General features: G+C 72.6%; 7 protein-coding genes. 6 read left to right on the plus strand and 1 reads right to left on the minus strand.

Annotated features, from left to right (window positions below; translation table 11 throughout):
- The first annotated feature begins 13 nt into the window (after nucleotides 1-13).
- The 5 genes from KUM49_RS46865 to KUM49_RS46885 all read left to right on the plus strand — a co-directional run bounded on the left by KUM49_RS46865 (nucleotide 14) and on the right by KUM49_RS46885 (nucleotide 5,684).
- Nucleotides 14-424 (plus strand): hypothetical protein, encoded by a 411-nt coding sequence (locus KUM49_RS46865; protein WP_217243119.1) that lies wholly within the window; start codon nucleotides 14-16, stop codon nucleotides 422-424.
- A gap of 84 nt (nucleotides 425-508) precedes the next feature.
- Nucleotides 509-1,354: an LLM class F420-dependent oxidoreductase gene (locus KUM49_RS46870; protein ID WP_217243120.1), complete on the plus strand. Its 846-nt coding sequence runs from the start codon at nucleotides 509-511 to the stop codon at nucleotides 1,352-1,354.
- Nucleotides 1,355-1,497: 143 nt separating this feature from the next.
- Entirely contained in the window at nucleotides 1,498-4,083 is a 2,586-nt protein-coding gene (locus KUM49_RS46875) for a bifunctional FO biosynthesis protein CofGH (RefSeq protein ID WP_217243121.1), read from the plus strand.
- Nucleotides 4,084-4,151: 68 nt separating this feature from the next.
- A complete protein-coding gene (locus KUM49_RS46880) occupies nucleotides 4,152-5,027 on the plus strand; it encodes a DUF4231 domain-containing protein (protein WP_308407032.1) in 876 nt (291 codons plus the stop codon).
- Nucleotides 5,028-5,114: 87 nt separating this feature from the next.
- Complete coding sequence (locus KUM49_RS46885; protein WP_217243122.1) at nucleotides 5,115-5,684, plus strand: hypothetical protein; 570 nt, start codon at nucleotides 5,115-5,117, stop codon at nucleotides 5,682-5,684.
- Here KUM49_RS46885 and KUM49_RS46890 read toward each other — a convergent pair.
- A complete protein-coding gene (locus KUM49_RS46890) occupies nucleotides 5,677-6,189 on the minus strand; it encodes a DUF2165 domain-containing protein (protein WP_217243123.1) in 513 nt (170 codons plus the stop codon). The genes KUM49_RS46885 and KUM49_RS46890 overlap by 8 nt on opposite strands.
- Before the next feature lie 299 nt (nucleotides 6,190-6,488).
- On the opposite strand from KUM49_RS46890, the gene KUM49_RS46895 reads away from it, so the two are divergent.
- Nucleotides 6,489-7,604, plus strand: coding sequence for an ADP-ribosylglycohydrolase family protein (locus tag KUM49_RS46895; protein ID WP_217243124.1), 1,116 nt, complete (start codon nucleotides 6,489-6,491; stop codon nucleotides 7,602-7,604).
- Nucleotides 7,605-7,886: the final 282 nt, after the last annotated feature.

Consider the following 7,886-nt stretch of genomic DNA (forward strand, 5'->3'; position numbering starts at 1 on the left):
GCCGAGGCCCGCGATGAACACGACCTCAGACCACCCGTCCTACACCGACGACGAACTGGCCGGGTTCGACGTCGGCGTGCTCCTGCGCTACGGCCTCACCGCCGCCCCCGGCCCCCGCCGCACCGCCCTGTTCGGCGACGGCGCGGCGGCCGCCGCCGTGATCCTCGACCGCCTCGGCACCCAGCCCCGCTCGGTGGCCTTCCTCGCCGAGGTGGTCCGGGCCGGCGGCCTGGCCTACGCCGCGGAGCTGCCCGAGCCGTTGCCGCGCCCCGGGGCGGCGGTGGTCGTACGCGACTGGCTGGAGGCCGCCACCCAGCTCGCGGGCGGCGCCCCCGCCGACGAGACGGCGGCCCGCTGGCTGGGAGCGGTCGCGACGATCATCGAGCTGAAGCACCTGACGAGGGCACGCGCGGCCCGGAACTGACCCCTGCACCCCCGGACAGGCCCTGTAGCTGTGTGCCGACCGGTCGGTATGGACAGGCGCGCCCTCACCCGGTACAGATGAGCCATGCGCATCTCCGTGACGATCTTCCTCACCGACGAGACGATCACCCCGACCCGGATCGCCCGTGAGCTGGAGCAGCGCGGGTTCGCCGGGCTGTACCTGCCCGAGCACACGCACATCCCGGTCGAGCGGACCACCCCGTACCCGGCGGGCGGGGAGCTGCCGCCCGAGTACGGCCGCACCCTCGACCCCTTCGTCGCGCTCGGCCAGGCCGCGGCGGTCACCGACCGGCTCGGCCTGGGCACCGGCATCACGCTCGTCGCCCAGCACGACCCGATCGACCTCGCCAAGCAGATCGCGACCGTCGACCACCTCTCCGGCGGCCGCTTCACCCTCGGCCTCGGCTTCGGCTGGAACGTCGAGGAGGCCGCCGACCACGGCGTCGAGTGGCGCACCCGGCGCGAGCTCGTCCGCGAGCGCATGGCGCTGATGCGGGCCCTGTGGAGCGACGAGCCGACGGCGTACGAGGGGGAGTTCGGGAGCGTCCGGGCGAGCTTCGCCCACCCCAAGCCCGTACAGAAGCCGCGCGGTCCCGTGGTCGGTCCGCGCACGCTGGTCGGCGGGGCGGCGGGGCCGAAACTGTTCGCCCACATCAGCGAGTACGCCGACGGGTGGCTGCCGATCGGCGGGCGCGGCCTGTCGCAGTCGCTGCCCGTACTGCGCGCGGCCTGGGCGGACGCGGGCCGCGACCCGGCGGCCCTCCAGGTCGTCCCGTACGCCGTCCACCCCTCGCCGGGCAAGCTCGCGCACTACGCCGAGCTGGGCATCGAGGAGGTCGTGGTGCAGCTGCCGCCGGCGGGCGAGGCGGAGGTGCTGCGGGTACTGGACGAATACGCCGAGTACTTGTAGCCGAGGTGGCGGCAACCAGCCCAGGGGCGCGGGGAACTGCGCGACAAGCCACGACGAACCCGCACCGGGCAACGCACGACAGCCCTCCCACGAACACCCCCCGACCCTGCTGAACCGGGGGAGCCCCTCCGTATGCTCGAAGGATGACGACTTCCGCGACCTCCGGAACCGGCCCCACCGAGAACTCCATGCGTCGCGCCCTCAAACGCGCCCGGGACGGCGTCGCCCTCGACACCGCCGAGGCCGCGGTGCTGCTCCAGGCCCGGGGCGAGGCCCTGGAAGACCTCACCGCGTCCGCCGCCCGGGTGCGGGACGCGGGCCTGGAGGCGGCGGGCCGCCCCGGCGTCATCACCTACTCGAAAAGCGTCTTCATCCCCCTCACCCGGCTGTGCCGGGACAAGTGCCACTACTGCACCTTCGTCACCGTGCCCGGCAAGCTGCGCCGCGCCGGGCACGGGATGTTCATGTCCCCGGACGAGGTCCTGGACGTGGCCCGCCGCGGCGCCGCCCTCGGCTGCAAGGAAGCCCTGATCACCCTCGGCGACAAGCCCGAGGAGCGCTGGCCGGAGGCGCGCGAATGGCTGGACGCGCACGGCTACGACGACACGATCGCCTACGTCCGCGCCATCTCCATCCGCATCCTGGAGGAGACGGGCCTGCTGCCCCACCTCAACCCCGGAGTGCTGACCTGGACGGACTTCCAGCGCCTCAAGCCGGTCGCCCCGTCCATGGGCATGATGCTGGAGACGACGGCCACCCGGCTCTGGTCCGAGCCCGGCGGCCCGCACCACGGCTCGCCGGACAAGGAACCGGCGGTGCGGCTGCGGGTCCTGGAGGACGCCGGCCGCTCGTCGGTCCCCTTCACGTCCGGGATCCTCATAGGGATCGGTGAGACGTACGAGGAGCGCGCCGAGTCCCTGTTCGCGCTGCGGAAGGTGTCCCGGGCCTACCACTCCGTCCAGGAACTGATCATCCAGAACTTCCGCGCCAAGCCGGACACCGCGATGCGCGGCATGCCGGACGCGGAACTGGACGAGCTGGTGGCGACGGTGGCGGTGGCCCGGCACATCATGGGCCCCTCGGCCTGTCTCCAGGCCCCGCCGAACCTCGTGGACTCCGAGTACGAGCGCCTGATCGGCGCGGGTATCGACGACTGGGGCGGGGTGTCCCCGCTGACGATCGACCACGTCAACCCGGAGCGCCCGTGGCCGCAGATCGAGGAGCTGTCCGCACGGTCGGCCGCCGTCGGTTTCGCGCTGCGGGAACGTCTCTGCGTGTACCCCGAGTTCGTCCAGCGCGGCGAGCCCTGGCTGGACCCGCGGCTGCGACCGCACGTACGGGCGCTCGCGGACCCGGAGACGGGCCTGGCGCGAGAGGACGCCGTCGTCGAAGGCCACCCGTGGCAGGAGCCCGAGGAGGTCTTCGAGTCGACGGGCCGTACGGACCTGCACCGCACCATCGACACCGAGGGCCGTACGTCCGACCGCCGCGACGACTTCGACGAGGTCTACGGCGACTGGGGCGCCCTGCGCGAGGCCGCCGCCCCCGGCATGCTGCCGGAGCGCATCGACACGGACGTACGACAGGCCCTGGCGACGGCGGCCGACGACCCGACCCGTCTCACCGACGAGGAGGCCCTCGCCCTGCTGCACGCGGACGGCCCCGCGCTGGACGCCCTCACCCGCATCGCGGACGACGTCCGCAGGTCGATGGTCGGCGACGACGTCACGTACATCGTCACGCGGAACATCAACTTCACCAACGTCTGCTACACCGGTTGCCGCTTCTGCGCCTTCGCCCAGCGCCGCACGGACGCCGACGCCTACACGCTCTCCCTGGACCAGGTCGCCGACCGCGCCCAACAGGCCTGGGAGGTCGGCGCGGTGGAGGTCTGCATGCAGGGCGGCATCCACCCGGACCTGCCCGGGACGGCGTACTTCGACATCGCGCGCGCGGTGAAGTCCCGCGTCCCCGGGATGCACGTGCACGCCTTCTCCCCGATGGAAGTCGTGAACGGCGCGACGCGCACCGGGATGTCCATCCGCGAGTGGCTGACGGCCGCCAAGGAGGCCGGCCTCGACTCCATCCCCGGCACGGCCGCCGAGATCCTCGACGACGAGGTCCGCTGGATCCTCACCAAGGGCAAGCTGCCGACGGCGACCTGGATCGAGGTCGTCAGCACGGCCCACGAGCTGGGCATCCGCTCGTCGTCGACGATGATGTACGGGCACGTGGACCAGCCGAGGCACTGGCTGGGGCATCTGAGGACCCTGTCGCGCATTCAGCAACAGACGGGCGGCTTCACGGAGTTCGTCACCCTCCCCTTCATCCACACCAACGCGCCGGTGTACCTGGCGGGCATCGCCCGCCCCGGCCCGACCATGCGCGACAACCGGGCGGTGACGGCGATGGCCCGTCTCCTGCTCCACCCGCACATCCCCAACATCCAGACCAGCTGGGTGAAGCTGGGCACCGAGGGCGCGGCCGAGATGCTGCGCTCCGGCGCCAACGACCTCGGCGGCACCCTCATGGAGGAGACCATCTCCCGCATGGCGGGCTCCTCCTACGGCTCGTACAAGTCCGTCAAGGACCTGATCGAGGTGGCGGAGACGGCCGGCCGCCCGGCCCGGCCGCGGACGACCCTGTACGGCGAGGTGTCCGAGGAACGCCGACGGGCGGCGACCGTGTCGGACGGACATCTTCCGGAGTTGTTGCCGGTGTTGGACTGACCCGCACCCCGGCCGGGCAGTAGAAAGGGCCCGTTGGGCGCCTTGATCCGGTGGCGAGGGGACGAAGCGTGAGCGTGACGACCACGGACGGACTGCGGGACGACGACATGCCGGTGGTGTTCCGTTCCTCGGACACCGCCTCGCTGACCGGCCAGCGGCGCTATCTCGGAGGGACGAAGTGGCGGCTGGTGCTGGCGGTGGCCGCCGCGTTGTTCGGTGTCCTGAACCACCGGGCGGCCTTCCTCGCCCTGGTCGCGGTCTTCGTCACGACGCTGCTGGTGGAGGTCTGGCTGCTGGCGGAGCGGCCGGAGCAAGCCTGGTACGACGGCCGGGCACTGGCCGAGTCCACGAAGACGCTCGCCTGGCGGTACGCGGTGGGCGGGACCCCGTTCCCGGCCGAGCTGCCGCAGGGCGAGGCCCAGCTCCGCTTCCTGGAGCGCTTACGGGAGTTGGTCAGGGAGGCTCCCGCCACCAGCCTCGCCCCGATGGGGTCGGCCGCGGTCACGGACGCGATGAACGACCTGCGCGGCCGTGACTTCGCCGCACGCAAGGCGGCGTACCTGGAGCATCGCGTCGAGGACCAGCTGGGCTGGTACACGAACAAGGCGCGGGCCAACGTCGTACGGGCGCGGCGCTGGCGGCTGCTGCTCATCGCCGTCGAAGGTCTGGGCCTGACGGCGGCGGTGTTACGGCTCACCGGTGTGCTGGAATTCGACCTCGCCGGGGTCCTCGCGGCCGTGCTGGGCGCCGGCTCGGCGTGGTTCGCGGTGCGCCAGTACGAGACGCTGGGCCGCGCCTACACGTTCGCCGCCACCGAGCTGAGCGTCGTCCACGACCGGCTGACCCAGGCCGAGAGCGCCTCCTGGGCCCAGGAGGTCGCGGACGCGGAGGAGGCGATCAGCAGGGAGCACACCATGTGGCGGGCGTCGCGGGGAGCGGGCTGACGTGGGGCCGGTGGGATCCGCGGCCGGTGGGCTCACAGTACGATGATCGGACCCCCGATATGTGGGGTCCCGTAGCTGAGGAGATGCGTGCCCGTGCCTGCCCGACGGCTTCCCTCGTGGGTCTGGGTGACCGGCCTGACGGTGGGCGCGGTCGTGGCGGTCACCGTCCTGACCGTCCAGGCGGACAAGGGGCCGCAGCCGACCGCCACCGCCGCCAGACCGAGCGCCTCCGCGACGGGCGCGCAGCCCACGCCCACGAAGTCCGCGGCGCCGACCGCGGTGCCGGACGGCTCCGGCAGCGGGCGGCGCATCGTGTACTCCCTCGGGCAGAAGCGGGTCTGGCTGGTCGACGCGAGTGACGCGGCCCGCCGTACCTTCGCGGTGTGGCCGGGCACGGTCGATCCCGCCCCCGGCACCTACACGGTCGGGACCCGCACGGACGCGACGACCGGCTCGGACGGCGTGCAGATCGAGCACATCGTCTACTTCGCCACCGCGTCCGGCGCCAACATCGCCTTCTCCAGCGCCGTGGACGGCTCCTCGCCGCCCCCGCCGGCCGAGGGCGTCCGAACAGGCGGCATCCGCATGAAGACGGCCGACGGGGACGCGCTGTGGACCTTCGGCGAGACGGGGACGACGGTCGTGGTGGTCAGCTAGCGGAGCGCGTGCCCGCGTCGCCGAGCGGCAGGTTCACCACCAGCAGCGCGATCCCGCTGAACACGAACGCCCGCGTCGCCGCGTCCAGCCCGTTCCAGTCCCCGGACTGCCACATCGCGAACCACTCGCCGCCTATCGCGATGAACCCGGCACCGAACAGCAGCATGACCATCAGCAGGCCGTACGTCGAGATGCGCCGGGCACCCGCGTGGTCCCTGCGCGCCCACAGCCAGGTCCCGAAGAGGAGGACGAGCGCGGTGGCCGTCTCCCACACGATGATCGCGACGTAGGCCGCGTCCTGCAGTCCCTTGCTGGTGATGGCTCTCCACATCAGGTCGTCGTCCTTGAACGTCGTGTCCATGGCGAGCACATGCTGCACGAACTGCTGGTTCGTCCCGAAGTCGGTGATGTTCCCGAAGGCGACGAGGAGCATGTAGAGGGCGACGGAGGCGGTGAGAAGGGTGGCGGTGAGGGAGAGAGCACTGCGTGAGGTTGTAGTGGCCATGGCGACTATCTTCCCTTCACGGGGTGCTCACCCCGTACGCATTGAGCCAGAATCAAGGCGGCCGGTATGCGTGACCGGAACGCCGAACGGGCCGCGTGCCGAGCCCACTTGAGGAGCCGCGGGAGAGACGGCGCGGTGTCCCCGCCGCCGGGGCGGAATGACTCGGCTGCGCTGAAATCTGGCCACACCGGACCACTGCGGTTACTCCCGGCATACCGATTCGCCCCTGAACCGCCCGTCTCTGTTCGATTACAGTGCTGAGCTGTCGTACGTCTGGACGGTTGCCGTGGGAGGTCTTGGTGGGTGCGACAGCCGGGGCCGTCTGGGGGCGTGCCGAGCAACAGGACTTCCGGGGGCGGGTGCGCGGGACCCTGCTCGGGGCGGCCGTCGGGGACGCGCTGGGCGCGCCCGTGGACGGGCTCGGGCTGGCGGAGATCCGGGAGACGTACGGGGCGGAGGGGCTGCTCGATCTCGGGTTCGGGTACGGGCGGCGCGGCGCGGTCAGTCATCTCACGCAGCTCACCCTGTTCACCGTGGACGGGCTGATACGCGCCCAGGTGCGGCGCGACACCGGCGCCTGGCATCCGCCCACCGACGTGCACCGGGCGTATCTGCGCTGGGCCGCCACCCAGCGCGACTGGGGGCCCGACGAGCGGCGCAAGGAGGACGGCTGGCTCGCACGGGAGGAGTGGCTGTACGCCCGGCGGGACCCGACCCGGTCCCTCCTCCTCGGGCTCGGCGACGACACCATGGGGACCCTGGACGCGCCCAAGAACCCCGGTGAGGCCGGCCCGGAGGCCGCCGCCCGGTCCGCGCCCTTCGGGCTGCTGGTCGGGTGGGAGCCGCAGCTGGTCGTCCAGCTGGCCGTGGAGTGTGCCGCGCAGACCCACGGGCACCCCACCGCCTGCCTGGCGGCCGGCGCGTACGCCGTGATCGTGCACGCCCTCGCCCGCGGCGAGAGCCTCGACGGCGCCGTGCAGCGGGCGCTCGCGCTGCTCACCGTCAGACCCGGCCACGAACCCGTGTCGGACGGATTGCAGCACGCGCTGGGCGCCGTACGGCAGGGGATGCCGGACGCCGCCCGGGTCGAGGAACTCATCGGGAACGGTACGGCGGAGGGGCTGCTGTCCGCCGCCGTGTACTGCGCGCTCGTGGGGGAGGACGTACGGCACGGGCTGTGCCTGTCGGTCAACCACGACGGGCCCTCCGCGGCCGCGGGCGCGCTCACCGGCGGCCTGCTCGGCGCCCTGCACGGCGAGACGGCCCTCCCGCCGGCCTGGCTGGCCGAGCTGGAGGGCCGTCCCACCCTGCTGGAACTCGCGGACGACTTCGCGATGGAGATGACCCAGGGACCCGCCCTGCACGGCCCGGCGGGAGCCTCTCCGGGATGGCTGGCCAGATACCCAAGGGCCTAACCACCGGACCGGGAGCCACCGGACCGGGAGCCACCTGACGGCCGAGCCGCCTGACCGCCGAGCCGTCTGGCCGCCGCGCCGCCTGGCTGTCGAGCCGCAGAGCTACCCGGCCTCCGAGCCGCCGAGCTCCCGAGCTCCCGAGCTGCCGAGCCGTCTGGCTGTCGAGCTGCCCGGCCGCCTGGCTGCCGAGCCGTCTGGCTGCCGAGCCGCTTGGCCGCGCCCAGCGACCCGGCCTGTCTCGCCGTCAGTCCTTCATCGGCGTTCGCACCGAGTTCTCCACGC

Origin of the sequence: Streptomyces sp. AC555_RSS877, from assembly GCF_019049245.1 — a bacterium.
Taxonomy (GTDB): domain Bacteria; phylum Actinomycetota; class Actinomycetes; order Streptomycetales; family Streptomycetaceae; genus Streptomyces.

Coding starts and splice junctions, on each gene's coding strand:
- KUM49_RS46870 (WP_217243120.1), top strand. CDS start 509: ATGCGCATCTCCGTGACGATCTTCCTCACCGACGAGACGATCACCCCG.
- KUM49_RS46875 (WP_217243121.1), top strand. CDS start 1,498: ATGACGACTTCCGCGACCTCCGGAACCGGCCCCACCGAGAACTCCATG.
- KUM49_RS46865 (WP_217243119.1), top strand. CDS start 14: ATGAACACGACCTCAGACCACCCGTCCTACACCGACGACGAACTGGCC.
- KUM49_RS46890 (WP_217243123.1), bottom strand. CDS start 6,189: ATGGCCACTACAACCTCACGCAGTGCTCTCTCCCTCACCGCCACCCTT.